This window comes from Salsipaludibacter albus (assembly GCF_019798055.1).
In the GTDB taxonomy this organism is placed as follows: Bacteria; Actinomycetota; Nitriliruptoria; order Nitriliruptorales; family Nitriliruptoraceae; genus Salsipaludibacter; species Salsipaludibacter albus.
In genome coordinates this window covers 41,720-62,563 of the sequence record NZ_JAHOPH010000016.1, presented here as the reverse complement: position 1 = coordinate 62,563, position 20,844 = coordinate 41,720, and the positions used below count along the sequence as shown (strand labels likewise).

Sequence of the window (20,844 nt, the reverse complement as noted above, 5' to 3'; positions counted from 1 at the left end):
GTCGATGTTCACAGGTGCGGCAGGACGTGCTCGCCGAACGTCTCGAGGAACGGGCCCTGCTCGCGGCCGACGTGGTGGATCCAGATGCCGTCGAACCCCAGCTCGACCATCTCGTGGATCCATGCGACGTGCACGGCCGGGTCCGACGACACGACCACGGCCTCGGCCACGTCCTCCGGTCGCACGTGGGCGCTGGCTGCGTCGAAGGCGTCGACGTGGTCGAGGTCCCAGGGCACCGGTGGGCTGAACACGTTCGAGCGCCACTGGTGGTGGGCGATCTCCAGCGCCTCGTCGTCGGTGGGGGCCCAGGAGACGTGGGCCTGGAGGTAGACCGGCTTGTCCTCGCCGCCGTTGGACCGGAAGGCGTCCAGCAGGGCGACGAGCGTGTCGTGGGGCTGCTTGATGGTCACCAGCCCGTCGGCCCACTCGCCGACCCACCCGGCCGTCGCGGTGCTGACGGCGGCCCCGACCAGGGGCGGCGGCGTGTCGGGCAGGGTCCACAGTCGGGCGCGGTCCACCGTGACCAGCCCGTCATGGGTCACCTCCTCGCCGGCGAACAGGGCACGCATGACGTCGACACACTCGCGCAGCCGGCGCTGGCGGGTCGCCTTGTCGGGCCAGCGCTGTCCGGTGATGTGCTCGTTGGAGGCCTCACCGGTGCCCAGCGCCACCCAGAGGCGGTCGGGGAACATCTCGACCAGGGTCGCGGCTGCCTGGGCCACGATCGCGGGGTGGTAGCGCTGTCCCGGCGCGTTGACCACGCCGAACGGCAGGGTCGTGGTGGCCAGGGCCGAACCGAGCCATGACCACGCGAATCCGGACTCGCCCTGCCGGGCGCTCCACGGGGAGAAGTGGTCCGACGACATGCCGGCGTCGAAGCCGGCCTGCTCGGCCAGTCGGGCCGCCGCCAGGAGCTCGCTGGGCGGCACCTGCTCGTGCGAGGCGTGCCAGCCGATGGTGGTCATGCGCGATCCCGGGAACTCGACGACGTGGTCCACGGGCACGGTAGGCACGCCCGTCGGCGCCCGTGGGTGGACGAACGTCGCCCGGACGACCGGCGTCGCACGCGTGGCCCGCGACGCCGGTCGGTCGAGGTGGGTCGATCAGCCGACGGCTGCCTCCAGCGCACGACGGCTGAGCACCGTGGCGAGGTGGCGTCGGAAGTCGGCGTCGGCGTTGAGGTCCGACGGGGGGTCGGTGTCGTCGGCCGCCCGGGCCGCCGCGTCGGCGATCGCGTCGGTGGACTGGCCGGCGAGCGCGGCCTCGGTGGCGCTGGCCCGGATCGGGACACTCCCCATGTGGGTCAGGCCGACCCTCGCGTCGCTGATGGTGCCGTTGGAGGACACCAGCGCGAGCGCACCCACGGTGGCCCAGGCCTGCGCCACGCGGGTGAACTTCTGGTAGTCCCAGCCCCACGAGTCGTCCAGCTTGGGCACGTGCACCTCGACGAGCAGTTCGTCGGCGGCCACCGCCGTCTCGAGGTAGTCGACGAAGAACTCGCTGGCCGGGACGGTGCGTCGCCCGCCCGGCCCCTGCACGACCATCGTCCCCTCCAGGGCCAGCAGGACGGCCGGCAGGTCGCCGGCCGAGTCGCCGTGGGCGAGCCCGCCGCCGATGGTCCCGCGATGGCGGACCTGCGGGTCGCCGATCGTGGCCGCGACGTGGGCGAGGACCCCGCAGTGGGTCTCGATCACCTTGTCGGTGGCGACATCGTGGTGCGTGGTGGCGGCGCCGATCACCAGGTGGTCACCGGCGTCCGTGATCCCCGCCAGGCCCGCCTCCGTGATGTCGACGAGCACCTCCGGGACGGCCAGGCGCAGCCGCATCATCGGGATCAGGCTGTGCCCACCGGCCAGCACCTTGGCCTCGTCGCCGTGCTCGACGAGGGCCGCGACGGCCTCCTCGGCCGAGCCGGCTCGGACGTAGTCGAAGCTCGCGGGGATCATGCGTCACCTCCGGTGCTCGTGCCGGTGTCTCCGGCGGCGTGCTGGGCCTGTCCGGCGTTGTCGGCCGCCGCGGCGTCCGGCCCGGCGTCGTCCGCCTGGACGGCTGCCGCGGCCTGCGCGTCGTCGCTGTCGGCACTGCCGGAGGCCGCGGCCTGCTGGATCGCCGTCCACACGTTGCGGGGCGACGCCGGCATCAGGACCTCGTTGACGCCCAGGTGGCGCACCGCGTCGATGACCCCGTTGATGATCGCCGGCGTCGAGGCGATCGTGCCGGCCTCACCGACACCCTTGACCCCCAGGTCGTTGGTCGTTGCCGGCGTGACGGTGCGGTCGGTGCGGAAGGTCGGGAAGTCCGGCGCGCCCGGGACGTAGTAGTCCACGAACGAGCCGGTCTGGAGGTTGCCGGCCTGGTCGTAGACCGCGCCCTCGTAGAGCGCCTGGGCGATGCCCTGGGCGAGGCCACCGTGGACCTGTCCCTCCACGATCTGGGGATTGACCACGTTGCCCACGTCGTCGACCGACACGTAGTCGAGCAGCTCGACCTGTCCCGTCTCGGTGTCGACCTCGACCAGGGCGAGGTGGGTGCCGTGTGGGTAGGAGAAGTTGTCCGGGTCGACCGACGCGTCGGAGTCCAGCGACGGCTCCATCCCGTCCGGGAGGTCGTGCGCGACGAAGGTCGCCGTCGACACCTCCTGCATCGTCATGGACGTCTCGGGCGAGCCCACGACCCGGAACGCGCCGTCGGAGAACTCGACGTCGTCCTCGTCCGCCTCCAGCAGGTGCGCTGCCACGCGCCGGGCCTTCTCCACGACCTTGCCACACGCCGCGGCCAGGGCCGCGCCCCCGACGACCAGCGATCGCGAGCCGTAGGTGTCCAGGCCCCGGTGCGACACGGCGGTGTCCCCGTGACGCACGATGATGTCCTCGAACGGCACGCCCAGCGCATCGGCCGCGATCTGGCTCCACGCGGTGTCGTGACCCTGGCCGTGCGGGCTCGTCCCGGTGATGACCTCGACCTTGCCGCTGAACAGCATCCGCACCTGGGCGTACTCCCAGCCCCCGGCGACGTAGCGCAGGTTGCCCAGCACCCGGGAGGGCGCCAGGCCACACATCTCGGTGAAGGTCGAGATCCCGATGCCCAGCTGCTTGGTGCCACCGGAGTCACGACGGTTGGCCTGCTCGGCCCGCCGACCGTCGTAGTCGAACATCTCGATGGCCCGGGCGGTCGCGGCCTCGTAGTTGCCCGAGTCGAAGGTCAGCGTCCCGATCATTTCGTAGGGGAACTCGTCGTGCTGGATCCAGTTGCGCTTGCGCAGCTCCATCGGGTCGACGCCCAGCTCGTGGGCCGCCTCGTCGACGATCCGCTCGATCGCGAACGTGGCCTCGGGACGTCCCGCACCGCGGTAGGCGTCGGTCGGGGTCTTGTTGGTGAACACGCCGCGACACGAGAAGTCGTAGGCGTCCATCTTGTAGATCCCGGAGTACATGAAGGCACCCAGGATCGGGATGCCCGGCGTGAGCAGCTGCATGTAGGCGCCCATGTCGGCCAGCAGGTCGACCTTCAGGCCGCGGAAGCGACCGTCGGCGTCCATTGCGAGGGAGATCTTCTGGACCTGGTCACGGCCATGGATGGTGGCCTGGAAGCCCTCGGACCGGGTCTCGGTCCACTTGACCGGCCGCCCCAGCTTCTGGGCGAGCACCAGGGCGAGGATCTCTTCGGCGTAGATGTCGAGCTTGGAGCCGAACCCACCCCCGACGTCCGGGGCGATCACCCGCAGGTTCTGCTCGTCGATCCCGATGACCGCCGCGAGGAACACGCGCACGAAGTGGGGCACCTGGGTCGCCGACCACACGGTGAGCTCGTCCGACACCCCCATCGGCGCCGCCACGACGGCCCGTGGCTCCATGGCCGAGGGGATGAGTCGCTGCTGGACGAACTCGCGCTCCACGACGACGTCGGCGCCGTCGAACGCCGCATCGATGTCGCCGTTGGCGAGCGGCCACCGGTACGACACGTTGGTGTCGAGCGTCGACTGGGCCAGGTCGGCACCGTCGGCGATCGCCGCCTTCATGTCGACCACGGCCGGCAGCGGGTCGTAGTCGACCACCACCCGCTCGGCGGCATCGACAGCCTCCGCCGCCGTGGAGGCCAGCACGACCGCCACCCCGTCACCGACGTAGGCGACCTCGTCGATCGCGAGCGCCTTGTGCTCGGGCGCGACCATGTCCTCGGTCACCGGCCACGCACAGGGCAGGCCGCCGGCGTCGTCGGCGAGGTCGGCCCCGCTGAAGGCGGCGACGACGCCGGGCATGTCCAGCGCCCCCGTCAGGTCGACGTTGGTGACCTTCGCGTGGGCCATCGGCGAGCGCACGACCACCATGTGGACCATGCCGGGCAGGCGGATGTCGTCGGTGAAGTTGGTCCGACCGGTCACCAGCCGGGCGTCCTCCTTGCGCAGGCGCGTCCGGCCGACGTTGGCTTGGATGGGGTTCTCGGTCGTCGTCATGCCGACACCTCCTCGGCCTGGTGGGCGGACACCGAGGAGCCGTCGCCGTTGCCCGCGGCCGCCGCGGCCTGGACCGCACGCACGATGTTGACGTAGCCGGTGCAGCGGCAGAGGTTGCCCTCCAGCCCGTCGCGGATCTCCTCCTCGGACGGGTCCGGGTTCTCCGCCAGCAGGTCGGCCGCCGCCATGATCATGCCGGGGGTGCAGTAGCCGCACTGGAGACCGTGCTCCTCGTGGAACGCCGTCTGGAGCGGGTGCCAGCCGTCCTCGGTGGTCTCGTCGGTGGCCAGGCCGTGGATGGTCGTCACCTCGTGGCCGTCGGCCTGGACGGCCAGGACGGTGCAACTCTTCACGCTGCGACCGTCGAGGTGGACCGTGCAGGCCCCGCAGTTGGAGGTGTCGCACCCCACGTTGACGCCGGTCAGCCCGAGCGTCTCGCGAAGATGCTGGACGAGGAGTTGTCGTGGTTCGGCCTCGTTGGAATGGGCCGTCCCGTCGACGGTGACGTTGACCTGCATGACCGCTCCCTCGTGTTTCGCCTCCCCTCGCGATCGCGTGGGGACGGGGTTCGGAGGGGCCGACGAGAACTGTGCCACGGTGCCGAGGGGTGGGAGCCGCACGCGTGGTGCGGCTCGGCGGGATCCGGGGGGCCGGCGGTGCGATGTCGGTGGTCGCCGACATCTGCGCGGGAACGTCCTCCGCCTCGGTCTGGCTGTGGCTCGTCGAGCCCCACCCGGCTCCGCACGATCCACGCTAACCGGCGCCCTCCACCGCGTCAGCCGTTCGCACGACCAATTCCACCGTCCGCCCGGACCGTGCGCCGAATGCTCAGGCCTCCTGCTCCGGATGCTCCACCAGTCGGTAGCCCATGCCTCGGACGGTCTCGATGCGTTCGTCGCCGACCTTCCGCCGCAGGTACCCGACGTACACGTCGACGACGTTGGACCCGGGATCGTGGTCGTAGCCCCACACCTGCGACAGGATCTGGGGGCGGGACAGGACCTGGCCGGGATGGCGCAGGAACAGTTCGAGGAGGGCGTACTCACGGGCCGACAGCTCGCGTGGCCGCCCGTCGAGGTGGACGATCCGCGTACGCACGTCCAGGCGCAGGTCGCCAGCCTCGAGGACGTCGGCCTCGGCCGTGCCCCGGTCGCGCAGTCGCGCGTGCACCCGTGCCAGCAGCTCCTCGAACCGGAAGGGCTTGGTCACGTAGTCGTCGGCCCCACCCTCCAGGCCCTGCACGGTGTCCTCGACTCCCGAGCGCGCGGTGAGGATCACGACCGGCAGCCGCTCGCCACGACGCCGGATCGCGTCCAGCACGGTCCGCCCGTCCAGGCCGGGCAGCCCCAGGTCCAGGACGACCAGGTCGAAGTCCCGGTCCGTGGCCACGTCCACCGCGGTGCGGCCGTCCTCGACCAGCATCGTGGTGTGGCCCGCCGCACGCAGGCCCTTGTCCACGAACGACGCGATGCCGGGCTCGTCCTCGACGATCAGGATGCGGCTCATCGGTGCAGGCTCGGGGTGGGCGGGTGCACGGGATCCTCCGGGTCGGGGGTGGCGTCGTCCGGGCCGGGTCCGGCGACGGCCACGCCGTCGACCGACTCGCCCGGTCGGTCGGTCCCGGGCGGGAACACCAGGGTGAAGGTCGTGGCGCCAGGTTCGGAGGCGAGCTCGACCCAGCCTCCGTGGCCCCGGGCGACCGCGGCGACGATCGCGAGCCCCAGGCCGGCACCGGTCGTCGCGCGCCTGCTGGCACCGCCGCGGCCGAAGCGTTCGAAGACCTGGCCCTGCTCGTCCTCGGGGATCCCCGGCCCGTCGTCGTGCACCCACAGCACCACCCCGTCGGGATCCAGCCGAGCGCCGATGGTGATGCCGGTCTCCGGCGGGCAGTGCTCGAGCACGTTGCGAACCAGGTTCATCACCGCCTGCTCGAGCCGCTGGTCGTCGGCCTGCACCACGACGGGGTCGGGCAACTCGACCGCGACCGACCTCCGGGCGAGCGCACTGGCTCGCTGTCCGAGCTCCTCCACGAAGGCATCGAGGTCGACGGGGTGGCGCTGGACGAAGTCCGGTTGCTGCTCCCGGGCCAGCACGAGCAGGTCCTCGACGATGCGCGACATCCGTTCGAGCTCACCGTCGACCATGTCCATCACCTCGGCCCGCTCGTCCGGGTCGGAGACCGCGTCGTCGAGGAGGTCGAGCTGTCCACGGATGATGGTGATCGGCGTGCGCAGCTCGTGACCGGCGTCGTCGACGAACCGCCGCTGCAGCGCGAAGGCCTCCTGCAGACGTTCGAGCATCCGGTTGAAGTTCGAGGCGAGCTGGGCGATCTCGTCGTCCCCACGGACGTCGATCCGGGTCGTGAGATCGGACTCCGAGATCGTCTCGGTCGCCTCGCGCAACTCCTTGAGCGGGCGCAGCACCTGCCCGGCGGCCAGCCATGCCATGAGCGACGCGACCAGGAAGATGCTGCCGTAGATCAGTGCCGCCAACCGCACGGCCGCGTCGACCTGGGCGAGCCGGTCCTCGAGGGCCACCGCGGCGACGAACGTGCCGACTGCGTCACCCCCGGCCTGCAGCGGGACGGCCACGAACCGGACGGGGCCGTCGACCGTGGCCAGCTGGTCGCGGACCGGGCGGTCGACGGCTGCCCACGGCTCGAACAGTCCGTCATCGGCCCAGACCGACCCCGGGATGTCGGCCAGGAACCGCTCGCCGTCCACGAACGTGACGATGCCCTCGCCACTGACGCCGACGTTGCGGCGCAGGTAGACGTCGAAGATGGCCGCGACGTCGCCGCCGAAGGGCTCCCCGGTCTCGGGATCCGTTCCCGTGGCGAGCTGGCCAAGTTCCTCGACCTCCTGGTCGAGGGCCGCATCGGTGTCACGGACCACCCGGTCCAGCAGGAACGCCCGCTGGATCAGCAGTGCCGCCGCCAGCGACACGGCGAGCAGGAGCACGTACCACCCCAGGATCCGGGTCCGGGCCGTGCGGCCGGGCCGCACCCGGCCGGGCCGGGCGGGGGACGTGGATGCCATCGCGGCTCCGTGTGGCAGTGAACGGGTCAGCCTAGACCGCCCCGCGACGCGTGGACCGACGGCCCGCGGCGCCACGAGCTCCCGCGGCCGGTCGGCCGCGGGACCTCGCTGGGCACGGTGGGCGCGGACCGCCATGCCCCGGGGGAACGGTGCTCAGGAGTCGGCCGAGCCGTCGTCCGGGCTGTCGGCGGACGCGGGACTGTCGACGGACTGGGGGCTGTCGGCCGACGCCGGACTGTCGGCGCTCGCCGGGGCCGGCGGGCTGTCGACCGACGCGCTGGCGACCGACTGTCGCACGGCGGGACTGTCGGCGGACGCGACCGACTGCGCGGACTGCACCGACTGGGCGGACTGCGCCGACTGCGCGGACTGCACCGACTGCGCCGACTGCACCGACTGCGCGGACTGCACCGACTGCGCCGACTGCGCGGACTGCACCGACTGGGCGGACTGCGCGGACGCGGGGCTGTCGGCCGATGGCGCACTGTCGTTGCGGGCCTGGTCCCACGCATCGGCGTCGGCCACCTGCGGGCTGTCGACAGACGCCACCTGCGGGCTGGCCGGGCTGTCGGCGGAGGCGGGCCGTGCGCGGTCCCGGGCAGCCATCGCCACGGCGTCGGCATCGTCACCCAGCGTGTCGTCGTCGAACGGCGAGTCGAGGTCGACCCGGGCCGGGATCGGCTCGGCGTTGATCACCGCCTGGCTCGTCGCACGCTCGGAGATGTCGCGCGTGTCCGCGAGGTCGATGGCGGCCAGCGCGCCGCCGTCACCACCCTGGAACGCACCGATCGCGCCGGCGACGCCCAGGGCGGAGGCGGCCGTCACGGCCGCGACCGCCTTCCAGTCGCGTGGCTGCTTGAAGGGGTTGCGGGGACTCATGGTTGGTTCCTCTTGTCGTCGGGATCCGTGCTGCACACGGTCGCCGGGGGCGATGAGGTCATCCTGTGAGCCGCGTGAGGGACGGCTCATCTTCGACGTCGGCGATCCGGCGGGCCGAGGCGACCCAGCGCAGGGCGAGGTCGATCCGGCGGCTGGTGTCGGCGGGCCAGTCGGCACGTTGGACCCGGAAGGACCCCGTTGCCAGGCCGGCGACGACGGCGGCGACCCGCAGGCGCAGGTCGACCGGGTCGAGCACCGAGTCGGCCCGACGCAGGACCTCGTCCGCCCACGTCCGCACGCGATGGGGCTGGTTGCTGATCGTTCCCCAGATGGCGAGGTGGCCGAGCAGGGTGGCGGTGTCGTCGGCGGGCCGTCCGGTGCCGACGCCGTCGACGTCCAGCACGCCGGCCACGCGGCCGTCGTCGACCAGCACCTGGGCCTCGTGGAAGTCCCCGTGGACGGGCTGGCGATCGGTCACGCCGTCGGTGCCGACGGCCTCCAGCAGCCAGTCCAGGCGTGCGCGCTCGTGGGGAACGATGGCCTGCAGCAGCTCGACCAGGCCGGGGAGCCGCTCGATCGGCGAGCTGGTCGTGCGGGCGTCCGAGACCTCCGGGAACCCGGTCGCCAGGGCCAGCAGTTCACCGGGATCGGGCAGGACCGCGGTCGGATCCTCGAGGACCCGGCGCAGGGTCGGCGGTTCGAGGTGGGACATGACCACGACGCCGCGCTCGTCGTCGACACCCAGCGACGGCGGCACCGGCAGCACCTCGCTGAGCTCCACGTGGCGGTCGTGGAGGTCACGGGCACGCCCGGGCCGCACGACCTTGGCGTAGAGGCGATCGGGACCGAGTCCGCTCATCTCCACCACGGCACGCCGCGTCGGGCGATGGGCACGCAACCGGGTCCGCATGGTGGTCGCGCCGCCACCGAGGCGCCGGACGAGGTCGGCCGCGACGTCGCTGTCCAGGACCGCGGGCAGACCGGGGAGGAACGGGTCGTGCGGGACGGCCCAGACCGCCACCCGGTCGTCGTCGGCGACCACCTCCAACGCCCCTGCCGGTGCACGCTTCGTCGTGGCCACGATGTCCAGGCCGCCCGTCAGCGGACCTCCGTCGGCCATCTCCACGTCCCACCGGGCGGTGCACGACGACCCCGGCCACCAGGTGACCTGTCGCAGGGCAGCGTGCTCGGCGCGTGCGCCCACGGACGCGACGGCCGCGGCGACGGGACCGGGCACGCCGGGCGCGAACAACTCCTCGACGACGGGCAGGTCCGGATCGGCCAACCGGCTGGTCGCCATGACGGCGTCACCATTGGGCAACTCAGGGGCGGGCGGCGGGACGGGCGAGGGTGAGGTCATCGTGGTCACCACGATGGCCGTCGATCGTGAGCCGGGCGTGAGCCGTCCGTGAGAGGTCTCTCATGGACGGCTCACGGGCCAGGCTCCCGCGCCCGACCTCCGGCGAGTCAGCCGCCGATGTAGGACATCTCCACGCGGTCGTCGCGCGCCGTCTCGGCGGTGCGTTCCTCGGAGTAGCGATCCGTGCGGTGGGTCCAGGTGTCGCGCGCGATCGTGACCACCTCGTCGTCGGTGGCTCCGTCGCGGAGGGGTCCGCGCAGGTCGGTCCCGGACGTGGCGAACAGGCAGGTGAACAGTTCGCCCACGGACGACAGCCGTGCCCGCGAGCAGGTCCGGCAGAACGGCCGGGTCACCGACGCGATCACGCCGACCTCGCCCGCGCCGTCGCTCCAGCGAAGCCGCTCCGCGACCTGGCCCGGGCCGGTCTGCACGTCGCCCACGTCGCCACCCGGCGTCCCGTCGCCGATCGGCTCGAGCGGACCCAGGGTCGACAGGCGCTCGACCACCTCGGCCGCCGGCACGACGTCGTCCAGTCGCCAGCCGTTGGTCGCACCGACGTCCATGTACTCGATGAAGCGCACCGTGATGCCCTCGCGACGACCCCACGCGGCCATCGCGGTGATCTCGTCGTCGTTGACCCCGCGCTTGACGACCGTGTTCACCTTCACCGGCAAGCCGGCGGCGCGGGCCGCCTCGATCCCGGCCAGGACCGCGGTCACGGGGACGCGGGTGTCGGAGATCGCGCGGTGGATCTCGTCGTCGAGCGCGTCCAGCGACACGGTGACCCGGTCCAGGCCCGCCGCCGCGAGGTCCGCGGCATGGCGCGGCAGCAGGGTCCCGTTGGTGGTCAGGGCCAGGTCGGTGATCCGGTCCAGGCCCGCGATGCCGGCGATCAGCGTGGGCAGGTCGGAGCGCAGCAACGGCTCCCCACCGGTCAGCCGGACCTTGTGCACACCCAAGGTCGTGAACAGCCCGACCAGTCGGGTGATCTCCTCGAACGACAGCAACTCGTCACGTTCGAGGAAGGCGTGGTCGGGCCCGAAGATCTCGCGTGGCATGCAGTAGCGACAGCGGAAATTGCACCGGTCGGTGACCGAGACCCGCAGGTCGGTCAGCGGTCGGGCGAAGGCGTCGGTCGGTCCGGGCATGGATGCCATGGCACCGACGGTACCCACGACCCCCCTCGCCCACCTCGCGGGAGGGGGAGGTCGACGCGCGGTGGCGGGTCAGTCCTCGAGGGGGTCGCCGGGGACGGGCAGGCCGCGGGCGAGCAGCGCGGCCGCCTCGTCGGGGTCGACCCCGTCGGGCAGCCGCGAGCGCACCGGGCGGGCCGGACGCCCGACCGCGATCGCGAACGGCGGCAGGTCGTCGCGCACCACCGACTGGCTGCCGACGACGACCCCGCGACCGACGTCGACCCCCCGCAGCACCGTGGACTTCTCCCCGATCCAGCAGTCCGGCCCGATCCGGACCGGGGCGGTCACGATCCCCTGGTCCTTGATCGCCACGTCCAGGCGGTCCACCCGGTGGTCGAAGTCGCAGAGGTAGATGTGGTCGGCAAGCAACGTCTGGTCACCGATCTCCACGTCCAGCCAGGTGTTGACCTGGTTCGCCGTGCCCAGCACCACCTTGGCGCCGAGCACCAGTTGTCCCTCGTGGACCCGCAACCGGTTGCGGTCCCCGATCCAGCACCAGGGCCCGAGCACCAGCCGGGCGGCACCGGCCCGGGCTCGCAGGTGCACGTCACGGCCGGTGAACACCATCCCGTGGGCGACCAGGTCCTGGCCCAGGGCGGCGGCTCGCGCGCGGTGCGCGACCCAGCGGGGGTAGGTCGCCACGTGGTCGCGGGTCCACATGTGGCGGTCCACGCCACGACGGATGGCCTCGCGCCAGCCGAACCGCGGGTAGCGCAGCCGGGGCGGAGGACGTCGGAACTGCTCGCCCAGCCCGGCCTCGACCGCGGCGTCGTGGGCCAGCCGCGTCGCACGCCGCAGGCCCTCCCGCCCGACCTCCCGGGCGACCAGCAACTCGCGCAACTGCGCGAGGGCGTGGTCGGCGCTGGGCTCGTCGTCGACCGCCTGGACGGGCGCGACCGGCGCCACGACGGGGGAGGACGGCGAGGGACGTGGCACCGGCTCGACCTCCCCGGACGACTCCTGTGGTGGACCGACGTCACACTAGTGTCGCTCCCACGCACGGCTCGCCGTGCCGATCGTCCGCCCCCTCCCCGCGCTGCCGAGGTCCCACCATGCCGCTCGCCCCCGACGTCCGTGACTTCGCCTCGTCGACCAACTTCGCCGTACTGACCACGCTGTTCGACGACGGGCGGCCGCAGACCCAGGTCATGTGGGTCGACGCCGACGACGACCACGTCCTGATCAACACCGAGGTGCACCGGGCCAAGTTCCGCAACGTCGAGCGCGACCCCCGGGTGACGGTCACGGTCTGGGACGTCGACGACGCCTACTCCTACGTGGAGATCCGCGGCGAGGTCGTCGAGGTGGTCCGCGGCGACGAGGCCCGCGACCACATCGACGCCTGCTCGCGTCGCTACACCGGCCACGACTACGCCAGCACGGTCCGGTCGGAGCGCGCGATCCTGCGGATCCGACCCGACCGGATCGTCGACCACCGCCAGGCGGGTCAGTCGGGCGGGGCAGTCGGACGTCGGGCCGACAGGACCAGGTTGTAGAACAGGCCGCGTGGGACGACATGGGCCAGGACGGCCTCGTCGAGCCGGGTCAGCGCCCGGTAGCCCCGGAAGGCCGTCATGGCCCAACGCGTCCCGACCGCGTCGGCGCGCATCGACCCCTCGACGGTGCGGATCCCCCACCCCCACCAGTTCGCCACCAGCTCCTCGGTCGCGACCGTGACGTCGGTGAACCCGGCGACCGACGCCATGCGCTCGACCTCGTCGGGGTGGAAGGTGTGCAGGTCGACCTCGTGCTCGAGGGCAGCGAGCGCGGCGTCGACGTCGTCGGCCGGGCCGTCGACCCGCCGCAGGTGCTCCAGGGCCGGCACCGCCGTGACTGCCCGGAAGGCCCGCCAGGTCGCCCGCTTGACGATCGTCGTCACGCGCTCGCCCCAGTACGTCGGCTCACCGGCGACGAGCAGCACGCCGCCGGGTCGCAGGACCCGGAACGCCTCGCGGATCGCCAGGCCCGGCACCGGCAGGTGGTGCAGCACCGCGTGGCCCACCACGACGTCGAACGAGCCGTCGGGGAAGGGCAGGTCCTCGGCGTCGGCGACCTGCGTGGTGATCGCGACGTCGTTGGCGGCGGCGTTGCGGGCGCACACCTCGAGCATGCCCGGTGACAGGTCGCTGCAGACCAGGTCGCCGTCGAGCAGGCCGGCCTTGACGAGGTTGACCGCGAAGAAGCCCGTCCCGGCGCCGAGCTCGAGCACCCGCCCGGGCACCGGCCGGTCCCCCAGCCCGCGGCGGAACCGGTCGGCCGCGTAGTCGGTGACGTGGGGGTCCCACGAGATGCCGAACTTGTCGTCGTAGCTGGCCGCCTCCCAGTCGTGGTAGGCGGCCTGGACCCCCTTGACGTCGGTGCGCTCCGGAAGGTCCTGCGGACCCGCGGGCGTGGGGGCGGACGCAGCCACTCAGCGCCCCACGAACTCGGCCCGGCCGGGACCGCTGTCGAGGAACGACCGGACGCCGATGTCCTTGTCCTCGGTGCCGAACGCGGTCGCGAACAGTTCCTGCTCCAGCGCCATGGCCTCGGCCTGGCCCAGGCCGACCCCCTCGTCGATCGCCCGCTTGGCCAGGGCGATCGAGGCCGGCCCGGCGGCGAACGTGGCGGCCATGGACGTCGCCGTCGTGAACAGGTCGTCGCCAGCCACGACCCGGTTGACGATGCCCAGCCCGGCCGCCTCCTCCATGTCGACCATCCGGCCCGAGAACACCAGGTCCTTGGCCCGGTTGGGGCCCACCAGGCGGGCGATCCGCTGCGTGCCGCCCGCGCCGGGCAGCAGCCCCAGCTGGACCTCCGGGAAGCCCACCTTGGCGTCCTCGGCCGCGACGCGGAAGTCGCATGCCAGTGCCAGCTCGAATCCTCCACCCAGCGCGTACCCGGCGATGGCCGCGATGCTGACCAGTGGGGCCTCGGCGATGCTGTCCATCGCCCGGTGCAGGACCACCGCGGCCTCGCGTCCCTCGTCGGGCCCCCAGTCCGGGAACTCCTTGACGTCGGCACCCGCCGCGAAGACCTTCGGGCCACCCCACACCACCAGTGCGCGACAGTCCGGGTCGTCGACCGCGACGCGGACGTGCTCCGTCAGCTCGCGCGCGAGCTGCAGGGAGATGGGGTTCATCGGGGGTCGCTGCAACTCGACCACCCCCACGCCCGTGTCGGTGTCCACGTCCAGGCTCACCAGCTCGGCCATCGGGTCCTCCTCGGTCGGGATCGACCCCGAGCCTACTTCTCACCGACCAGCGTCCCGGTCCCCGCGACCACCGTCCCCTGGCGTTCGTGACCGCCCCACTCGGCCACGAACGCCACCGAACGCCACCCTCCCCCATCGCCTGGCGTTCGTGACCGCCCCACTCGGCCACGAACGCCCGGGTGGGCTCAGGTGGTCACGAGGCGGACGACGGCGAGCAGGCCGACGACCACGATCACGGCGCGCAGCGCGACCGGCGACAACCGGCGGCCGACCGTGGCGCCGACCTGGCCACCGACGACCGACCCGATGGCGATCAGCACCGCGACGCGCCAGTCGACCTCCGCGACGGCCACGAACACCACGGCCGCCACGCCGTTGACCAGGGTCGCGACCAGGTTCTTGGTCGCATTGAGTCGTTGCAGGTCCTCGGCGATCGTCATCCCCAGCAGGGCCAGCAGCAGCACCCCCTGGGCGGCACCGAAGTAGCCGCCGTAGATCCCGGTCAGGAACACGCCGACGAGCAGCACGAGACGGGGCCGTCCCGGTGGCCCCGTGGTGGGCCGGGTGGCGAGCCGCTCGGCGACCCGGGGCTGGGCGACGACGGCGACCAGCGCGAGGACGATCAGGACGGGCACGACGGCGTCGAAGGCCCCGGCCGGTGCGACCAGCAGGGCGACGGCGCCGACCAGCCCGCCGGCCAGCCCGGCACCACCCAGCCACCACAGCCGCCGGCCCTGTCCCTGCAGCTCGCGGCGATAGCCCCAGGTCCCACTGATCGCCCCCGGGACCAGCCCGACGGTGTTGGAGACGTTCGCCGTCAGCGGAGGAACGCCCAGAAGCACCAGGACGGGGAACGTGATCAGCGTGCCGGATCCGACGATCGTGTTGATGGTCCCGGCGCCGATGCCCGCCAGCAGGACCACGACCTGCTCGACCAGCGTCAGCGACGTCACGTCCCGTCCCCCAGGTCGTCCGTGGCCCGGTCCAGGTCGGCCGGCGTGTCGACGTCCACCGGTCGCGCGTGGCCGGCCGGCAGGGCGACCACCTCCAGCCGGTCCAGCAGGTCACGCCCGGCCCGGTCGGACCGCAACGCCAGAAGGTCGTCGTGCAGCGAGCCGGACAGGCCGACCGGGTGGCCGGGACCGTCGTCGTGGACGATCCGCGCGGCCACGGCCCCCTCCCCCAGCGCCACCAGGACCCGTGCCACGTCGTCCGGGACCACGCCCGGCTGGTCCCCCAGGACGACGACCAGCGGCCGCCGGCCCGCCGCTGCCGCCGCGACCGCGAGCGACGAGCCCTGGCCACGGGCGGGCTCGGGGTTGACCACGGTGCGCACGGTGCGGCCGGCGACCTCGTCGGGCAGCGCCGCGGCGACCCGGGTGGCCTCGTGGCCGACCACGACCAGCACGTCCAGACCGGCGGCGGCGATCAAGTCGACGGCATGGCGCACCAGGGGTCGGCCGGCGACCTCGGCCAGCTGCTTGGTGGCACCGAACCGCGTCCCCGCACCCGCCGCCAGGACGACGCCCAGTGCATCCGCCGTGGTCATCCGTCCTCCGGGCGGTGGATCGGCCCCCCGCGGTCCCGCAGGAATCCGGCCTCGCGATCGCGCTGCACGGCGAGGACCTCGGCGACGATGCACAGGGCGATCTCGTCGGGCCCCTCGGCCCCGAGGTCGAGCCCGGCCGGGCCGTGCACCGCCCCGAGGTGGTCGCGAACGTCGGTGCCCTGCTCGAGCAGGTGGTCGACGAGACGCTCCAGCCGGGCGCCCGGCCCGAGCATCCCCAGGTAGGACAGCCCGACCGGTGCCAGCGATGCCAGGTACTGCGCGTCGCGCAGGAAGTTGTGGCTCATGACCACCGCCGCGTCCCGGGGGCCGACGTCGGCGGCCTCGGCCGCGTCACCGGGGTCGGCGTGGACGAACCCTGCTGCCTCCGGGAATCGCTCCTCGTCCAGGAACGACGCGCGGTCGTCGACGACGACCATGTCCCAACCCAGCGACGCCCCGCGCGCCACGACCGGGATCGCGTCGTGTCCGGCACCACAGACAAGCACCCGCAGCGGGGGCCCGGTGTGCTCGACGAACACCTCGCGTTCCCCGACCTCCAGCACGGTGGTCTCGTCGGTCAGCCGCGCGGCCGCGACCACCTCGTCGCCGACGTCCTGTGCGCCGTCGACCGCGCCGTCGGCCGTCAGCAGGGCGGTCGCGCCCACCTCGGGGCCATCCGCTGCCGCGTCGCCGTCGGACCCGTCGGACCCGTCGGACCCGTCGGACCCGTCGGCGATGATCGTGACCAGCCGGAACGGGGCGCCGGTCGCCCGTCCGCGCTCCAGCAGGTCGAGGTGGCTTCGTGCGACCCGGTCGGGTGCGACGAACACGTCCATCGCACCGTTGCAGCCCAGTCCCCAGCCCCAGATCGCCTCCTCGTCGGCGGTCAGGTCGTAGAAGTCGCGTCGTGGTCGGCCGTCGTCGATCGATGCGCCACCGAGCTCGAGCACCTCGCCCTCCAGGCACCCACCCGAGAGGTTGCCGACCCAGCTGTTGTCGTCCCGCACGACCAGCCGCGCACCGGCCCGCCGATAGGTCGATCCGGACACGGCCACGATCGTCGCCAGCGCCCACCGCCGGTCCTGTCGGTCCTGGTCCCGTGCGGCACTCAGCACCTGCTGCAGCTCATCCATGGCGTGCTCCGGTCGGGGGCGTGGTCCGCCTGCTCACACGGCGGCGATCACGTCGGCCAGCGCGTCGAGGCTGGCGACGTCGTGTCCGGGGAGGAAGTGGTCGACGGAGGGCAGCGCGGCGGCCATCCCCCGTGCGAGGGGCTCGTAGCGGGGGTCGACCTTGAGGGGGTTGACCCAGACGACCGCGTGGGCCTGGCGGGCCAGGCGCTCCATCGAGGCACGCAACAGCTCGACCTCGCCACGCTCGAGCCCGTCGGAGGCGACCAGCACGACGGCCCCGCGCAGGACGCCGCGCCGACCCCATCGGCGGTGCAGCGTGTCGAGGCTGGCCCCGATCCTGGTGCCCGAGTCCCAGTCGACGACCGCGCGCGCGGCCCCGGACAGCGCGGCGTCGGGATCGGACTCGCGCAGCTGGTCGGTCAGTCGCGTGAGCCGCGTCCCGAAGGCGAACACCTCGACCCGGTCGGCCTTGACCGCTGCCGAGAACGCGAACTGCAGCAGCGCCCGGCTGTAGTCCGACATCGAGCCCGACACGTCCAGCAGCAGCACCAGCGACCGGCGCCGGACACGGCGTCGACGCCACACCCGGTCGACCACCTCGCCGTCGGTCCGGATCGCGCGGCGCAGCGACCGGCCGACGTCCAGGCGGGCGCCGCGACGGTGGGGGCGGGTCCGACGCCACCGTCGTCGTGGCAGGTCGAGCTCGATGCGCGACATCAGCCGGCGCATCGCCGCGAGCTCCTCGTCGGACGCCTCGTCGAACCGGCGATGGCGCAGGGCCTCCGTCGCGCTGGCGACCGCGCCGGGGTGCTGTTCGTCGTCGGGGGCCTCGGGCTGGTCGTCGGCCCCCGTCCCGTCCACCCAGACGGTCTGGGGCTCGGCCGCCTCGGACGCCCTGTCCGGCGGGGCCCACTCGCCGACGAAGTGGGCACGGAAGACGCGGTCGTAGACATCGCGGTCGTCCGGGTGGGCCACGAGCGTGGCCCGCCCGGTCCAGAACGTGTCCAGCACGTCGGGCGGCTCCAGCGCCGCGAGCCCCTCGAGGAAGGTGATGGCGCGCGACGGCGGCACCGCCAGCCCGGCGGTGCGCAGGGCATCCACGAACGCCATCCCCTCGGTCCGCAGGTCGCGTCCGCCACCCGGCACCGACGTGTCCGGCACACCGATCGTCAGGTCCCGGGACACGGCACTCACCCGCCCAGCACCCGGTCCAGGTCCGCACGGACCCGCGCCAGGTCGTCGTGGTCCTTGACCAGCGCGGACAGGGTGTCGACCAGGACGTCCCGGTCGAGCGCCGACACGTCCAGCAGGGTCAACGCACGCGCCCAGTCGAGCGTCTCGGCCACGCCCGGTGGCTTGAACAGGTCGAGTTGGCGCAGCCGCACGACCACGTCGGCGACACTCCGGGCCAGCCCGGCCGGGACCTCGGGGGCCCGCACGCGGATGATCTCGGTCTCGGTGGCGGCGTCCGGGTGGTCGATCCAGTGGTACAGCGCCCGACGACGCAGTGCCTCGTGGAGGTCGCGGGTCCGGTTGGAGGTCAGCACCACCACGGGTGGCGTCGCGGTGGCGATGGTGCCCAGCTCGGGGATCGACACCTGGAAGTCCGACAGGATCTCCAGCAGGAAGGCCTCGAACTCGTCGTCGGCACGGTCGATCTCGTCGATCAGCAGGACGGCCCGCCCCCCCGAGCGCAGCGCACGCAGCAGGGGCCGTTCCAGCAGGAACCGCTCGGTGTAGAGCCGGTCCGAGACCTCGTCCAGCGACGCCCCCTCGGCGGCGTGCTCCACCGAGCCGTCGGGCGCGGCCCCCAGTGCCTCCATCGCGCGCAGGGCCATGAGCTGGCGGGGGTAGTCCCAGTCGTAGAGTGCCTGGGACGCGTCGATGCCCTCGTGGCACTGCAGCCGGATCAGCTCGACGTCCAGGATCCGGGCGAGCACCTTGGCCACCTCGGTCTTGCCCACGCCCGCGTCCCCCTCCAGCAGCAACGGGCGACCCAGTCGCAGGGCCAGCGAGACCGCCGTCGCCAGGCCCCGGTCGGCGAGGTAGGCCTCCTGGCGCATCCGCTCCTGGAGGTCACGTGGCGCCAGCGCACCCCGGTCGTCGGTCAGCCGGTCACCGGTCGGCCGGTCACCTGGGGCCGGCTGGGCGGACCCGGGCGCGGACTCGGTCGGGGTGGGGGCGGACTGGCCGGACTCGGTCATTGCGGGTGGTCCCCTCGCGGTCGGTGGCGTTCGGCCCCGGTGGTCCATGGAACCATCCCCGACGACGGCGGACACGGCGACCGGGCGCTGGGGCCACACGGCCAGGCACCATCCCGTCCGGACCTAGACTCGACGACCCACGACACGCGGAGGTCCCGACCATGTCCGAGGCACCCACGACGACGCCGACGCGACCCCCCGCCACCGTGATCACCGCCTCCGACGGGGTCCACCACGGCACCCGCGAGGACCGTTCGGGCGACCTGCTGGCCGACCTCCTCGCCGAGGCCGGACACGCACCGATCGACCGCCGCGTGGTTCCCGACGAGGTCGACGACCTGTCCACCGCGATCGCCGCTGCCTGCGCCGACGGCGCCCGGCTGGTCGTGGTCACCGGTGGCACCGGGCTCGGACCCCGTGACGTCACCCCGGAGGCGCTCCATGCCGTCACCGACCGGGTGCTGCCCGGGTTCGGCGAGGTGATGCGGGCGGTCGGTCGCGCCTCGACCCCCCTGGCGGACCTGTCACGATCCGTCGCGGCGACCCGTGGCACCAGCCTCGTCCTGGCCGTCCCCGGCAGCCCGTCCGGGGCACGCGAGTCCGTCGAGGCGGTGCTCGAGCTCGTCCCGCATGCGCTGGACCTGCTGGCCGGTGACACCGGCCATGGCGATGTGTCGTCCCCACCTCCCGAGCACGACCACGCCGGGCACGACCACGCCGAGCACGACCACGCCGGGCACGACGGCGCCGCACACGACGTGGCAGCCGGCCCGGACCACGGGGAGCCCGGCCACGTCCACGACGACTCGTGTGCGCTCGCCCATGGCGAGGGGGACGACGACCGCGAGGTCGGGACGCTCATGGCCGTCTTCGCCTCGCCCCTGTCGGCGCTGCTGCTCGCGTGGGGTCGCGAGCTGGGCTACCGGACGGTGCTGGTGGATCCGCGCGTCGCCGAGCGCGACGCGCCGACCGCCCCGGTCACCGACGAGGACCCGTCGCCCATGGTGGTCGCGGCGACGCCCGAGGCGGCCGACCCGACCACCGACGTGGTGGTGACCGACCACCACCGTGACGAGCTGGTCGACATGCTGGACACGGCCCTGGACACCGACGCCCGGTTCATCGGCCTGATGGGCTCGGCGCGCCACGAAGGGCCCCACGTCGGGCCGTTGCGCGAGCGGGGACGCACGGACGCCGACCTCGACCGGATCGTCCGCCCGATCGGGTTCGACATCGGCTCGAAGACCCCCGCCGAGATCGCCGTCGCCACCCTGGCCGACCTCGTCGCCCGTCGCAACGACCGCCGCTGACGCTCGCAGGACGCGCGGCTATGACGGGTCGTGCCCTCGGCCGCCGGCACGCAGCCAGTTCTCCAGCCCACGAACGGCCCGGTCCCCGACACCCTCGAAGCCCTTCTGGACCACGGCGTCGACCAGCCGGCCCGGACCACGGAAGGTGAACCGGGCGTCCCACGTCACCGTGGTCGTGCCACGCTCCTCGACCACCCGGACGTCGTCCTCACCGACCGCGAACCAGTTCTCCGTGCGATGGACGACGTGGTCGGGGCGGTCCCACGTGGTGGTCGTGTAGAGCAGGGGCAGGCCGACCGGGCCGAGACCGGACTCCACGTGCCAGGTCGCACCCTCGCCGACCCGGGGGCCGTCCCCCGGCCGGGAGGCACGCACGCCCGGGTCCCACTCCTCGGCGGTGGCGAAGTCCGCGATCGCGTCGAAGACGTCGGTCGCCGGGCGCTCCACGGTGAAGGTGCGGACGATGCGGGCCACGGGGGACTCCCGGTGTCGGCGACAGCGATCACCCTAGGCCCCGACCTCGCGCCCG

20 protein-coding genes are annotated in these 20,844 nt (G+C 73.1%); 2 read left to right on the top strand and 18 right to left on the bottom strand.

Annotated elements, in window-relative coordinates; genetic code table 11:
* Positions 1–8: 8 nt before the first annotated feature.
* From KR546_RS11330 to KR546_RS19740, 10 genes are all read right to left on the bottom strand, one after another.
* Positions 9–965, bottom strand: coding sequence for a TIGR03885 family FMN-dependent LLM class oxidoreductase (locus tag KR546_RS11330; protein ID WP_238444820.1), 957 nt, complete (start codon positions 963–965; stop codon positions 9–11).
* A 138-nt stretch (positions 966–1,103) separates the two neighbouring features.
* Positions 1,104–1,946: an FAD binding domain-containing protein gene (locus tag KR546_RS11325; RefSeq protein ID WP_238444819.1), complete on the bottom strand. Its 843-nt coding sequence runs from the start codon at positions 1,944–1,946 to the stop codon at positions 1,104–1,106.
* Positions 1,943–4,453 carry a xanthine dehydrogenase family protein molybdopterin-binding subunit gene (locus KR546_RS11320; RefSeq protein ID WP_238444818.1) on the bottom strand — a complete coding sequence of 837 codons (2,511 nt, stop codon included), beginning with the start codon at positions 4,451–4,453 and terminating at the stop codon, positions 1,943–1,945. The genes KR546_RS11325 and KR546_RS11320 overlap by 4 nt, the downstream gene beginning before the upstream one ends.
* On the bottom strand, positions 4,450–4,971 hold the full coding sequence (locus tag KR546_RS11315) for a (2Fe-2S)-binding protein (RefSeq protein ID WP_238444817.1): 522 nt from the start codon (positions 4,969–4,971) through the stop codon (positions 4,450–4,452). The genes KR546_RS11320 and KR546_RS11315 overlap by 4 nt, the downstream gene beginning before the upstream one ends.
* Before the next feature lie 310 nt (positions 4,972–5,281).
* Positions 5,282–5,959 (bottom strand): response regulator transcription factor, encoded by a 678-nt coding sequence (locus KR546_RS11310; protein WP_238444816.1) that lies wholly within the window; start codon positions 5,957–5,959, stop codon positions 5,282–5,284.
* Positions 5,956–7,491 carry a sensor histidine kinase gene (locus KR546_RS11305; protein WP_238444815.1) on the bottom strand — a complete coding sequence of 512 codons (1,536 nt, stop codon included), beginning with the start codon at positions 7,489–7,491 and terminating at the stop codon, positions 5,956–5,958. Before KR546_RS11305 ends, KR546_RS11310 begins: the two co-directional genes overlap by 4 nt.
* A 153-nt stretch (positions 7,492–7,644) precedes the next feature.
* Positions 7,645–8,370 (bottom strand): hypothetical protein, encoded by a 726-nt coding sequence (locus KR546_RS11300; protein WP_238444814.1) that lies wholly within the window; start codon positions 8,368–8,370, stop codon positions 7,645–7,647.
* A 58-nt stretch (positions 8,371–8,428) separates the two neighbouring features.
* Entirely contained in the window at positions 8,429–9,670 is a 1,242-nt protein-coding gene (locus tag KR546_RS11295) for a phosphotransferase (RefSeq protein WP_238444813.1), read from the bottom strand.
* A gap of 167 nt (positions 9,671–9,837) precedes the next feature.
* A complete protein-coding gene (gene moaA / locus KR546_RS11290; protein WP_274387976.1) occupies positions 9,838–10,887 on the bottom strand; it encodes a GTP 3',8-cyclase MoaA in 1,050 nt (349 codons plus the stop codon).
* Positions 10,888–10,956: 69 nt separating this feature from the next.
* Complete coding sequence (locus KR546_RS19740; protein ID WP_238444812.1) at positions 10,957–11,862, bottom strand: acyltransferase; 906 nt, start codon at positions 11,860–11,862, stop codon at positions 10,957–10,959.
* Between the two features lie 116 nt (positions 11,863–11,978).
* Between KR546_RS19740 and KR546_RS11280 the strand changes: the two genes are divergently transcribed.
* Positions 11,979–12,422, top strand: a complete 444-nt coding sequence (locus tag KR546_RS11280; RefSeq protein ID WP_238444811.1) for a PPOX class F420-dependent oxidoreductase — start codon at positions 11,979–11,981, stop codon at positions 12,420–12,422.
* On the opposite strand, the gene KR546_RS11275 is transcribed toward KR546_RS11280, so the two are convergent.
* From KR546_RS11275 to KR546_RS11245, 7 genes are all read right to left on the bottom strand, one after another.
* Complete coding sequence (locus KR546_RS11275) at positions 12,374–13,336, bottom strand: class I SAM-dependent methyltransferase (protein ID WP_238444810.1); 963 nt, start codon at positions 13,334–13,336, stop codon at positions 12,374–12,376. The two genes, KR546_RS11280 and KR546_RS11275, sit on opposite strands and share 49 nt — an antisense overlap.
* Positions 13,337–14,119, bottom strand: a complete 783-nt coding sequence (locus KR546_RS11270; RefSeq protein ID WP_238444809.1) for an enoyl-CoA hydratase/isomerase family protein — start codon at positions 14,117–14,119, stop codon at positions 13,337–13,339.
* A gap of 185 nt (positions 14,120–14,304) precedes the next feature.
* Positions 14,305–15,063, bottom strand: coding sequence for a sulfite exporter TauE/SafE family protein (locus KR546_RS11265; protein WP_238444853.1), 759 nt, complete (start codon positions 15,061–15,063; stop codon positions 14,305–14,307).
* A gap of 5 nt (positions 15,064–15,068) precedes the next feature.
* Complete coding sequence (locus KR546_RS11260) at positions 15,069–15,668, bottom strand: nucleotidyltransferase family protein (protein ID WP_238444808.1); 600 nt, start codon at positions 15,666–15,668, stop codon at positions 15,069–15,071.
* On the bottom strand, positions 15,665–16,801 hold the full coding sequence (locus KR546_RS11255) for an XdhC family protein (RefSeq protein WP_238444807.1): 1,137 nt from the start codon (positions 16,799–16,801) through the stop codon (positions 15,665–15,667). The genes KR546_RS11260 and KR546_RS11255 overlap by 4 nt, the downstream gene beginning before the upstream one ends.
* Before the next feature lie 33 nt (positions 16,802–16,834).
* The gene (locus KR546_RS19735) at positions 16,835–17,995 is read right to left on the bottom strand and encodes a vWA domain-containing protein (RefSeq protein WP_238444806.1); all 1,161 of its coding nucleotides are present in this window, start codon (positions 17,993–17,995) and stop codon (positions 16,835–16,837) included.
* Positions 17,992–19,005: an AAA family ATPase gene (locus tag KR546_RS11245; RefSeq protein ID WP_274387975.1), complete on the bottom strand. Its 1,014-nt coding sequence runs from the start codon at positions 19,003–19,005 to the stop codon at positions 17,992–17,994. The genes KR546_RS19735 and KR546_RS11245 overlap by 4 nt, the downstream gene beginning before the upstream one ends.
* Before the next feature lie 161 nt (positions 19,006–19,166).
* Between KR546_RS11245 and KR546_RS19290 the strand changes: the two genes are divergently transcribed.
* The gene (locus tag KR546_RS19290; protein ID WP_274387974.1) at positions 19,167–20,315 is read left to right on the top strand and encodes a molybdenum cofactor synthesis domain-containing protein; all 1,149 of its coding nucleotides are present in this window, start codon (positions 19,167–19,169) and stop codon (positions 20,313–20,315) included.
* A gap of 18 nt (positions 20,316–20,333) precedes the next feature.
* On the opposite strand, the gene KR546_RS11230 is transcribed toward KR546_RS19290, so the two are convergent.
* The gene (locus KR546_RS11230; RefSeq protein WP_238444804.1) at positions 20,334–20,789 is read right to left on the bottom strand and encodes an SRPBCC family protein; all 456 of its coding nucleotides are present in this window, start codon (positions 20,787–20,789) and stop codon (positions 20,334–20,336) included.
* Between the last annotated feature and the right edge of the window lie 55 nt (positions 20,790–20,844).

Excerpts from the sequence above, each read along its gene's own strand:
- KR546_RS11305 (WP_238444815.1), bottom strand. The coding sequence starts at position 7,491 with ATGGCATCCACGTCCCCCGCCCGGCCCGGCCGGGTGCGGCCCGGCCGC.
- KR546_RS11280 (WP_238444811.1), top strand. The coding sequence starts at position 11,979 with ATGCCGCTCGCCCCCGACGTCCGTGACTTCGCCTCGTCGACCAACTTC.
- KR546_RS11330 (WP_238444820.1), bottom strand. The coding sequence starts at position 965 with ATGACCACCATCGGCTGGCACGCCTCGCACGAGCAGGTGCCGCCCAGC.
- KR546_RS11245 (WP_274387975.1), bottom strand. The coding sequence starts at position 19,005 with ATGACCGAGTCCGGCCAGTCCGCCCCCACCCCGACCGAGTCCGCGCCC.
- KR546_RS11325 (WP_238444819.1), bottom strand. The coding sequence starts at position 1,946 with ATGATCCCCGCGAGCTTCGACTACGTCCGAGCCGGCTCGGCCGAGGAG.
- KR546_RS11310 (WP_238444816.1), bottom strand. The coding sequence starts at position 5,959 with ATGAGCCGCATCCTGATCGTCGAGGACGAGCCCGGCATCGCGTCGTTC.
- KR546_RS11255 (WP_238444807.1), bottom strand. The coding sequence starts at position 16,801 with ATGGATGAGCTGCAGCAGGTGCTGAGTGCCGCACGGGACCAGGACCGA.
- KR546_RS11295 (WP_238444813.1), bottom strand. The coding sequence starts at position 9,670 with ATGGCGACCAGCCGGTTGGCCGATCCGGACCTGCCCGTCGTCGAGGAG.
- KR546_RS11270 (WP_238444809.1), bottom strand. The coding sequence starts at position 14,119 with ATGGCCGAGCTGGTGAGCCTGGACGTGGACACCGACACGGGCGTGGGG.
- moaA (WP_274387976.1), bottom strand. The coding sequence starts at position 10,887 with ATGGCATCCATGCCCGGACCGACCGACGCCTTCGCCCGACCGCTGACC.
- KR546_RS11320 (WP_238444818.1), bottom strand. The coding sequence starts at position 4,453 with ATGACGACGACCGAGAACCCCATCCAAGCCAACGTCGGCCGGACGCGC.
- KR546_RS11315 (WP_238444817.1), bottom strand. The coding sequence starts at position 4,971 with ATGCAGGTCAACGTCACCGTCGACGGGACGGCCCATTCCAACGAGGCC.
- KR546_RS11300 (WP_238444814.1), bottom strand. The coding sequence starts at position 8,370 with ATGAGTCCCCGCAACCCCTTCAAGCAGCCACGCGACTGGAAGGCGGTC.
- KR546_RS11260 (WP_238444808.1), bottom strand. The coding sequence starts at position 15,668 with ATGACCACGGCGGATGCACTGGGCGTCGTCCTGGCGGCGGGTGCGGGG.
- KR546_RS19290 (WP_274387974.1), top strand. The coding sequence starts at position 19,167 with ATGTCCGAGGCACCCACGACGACGCCGACGCGACCCCCCGCCACCGTG.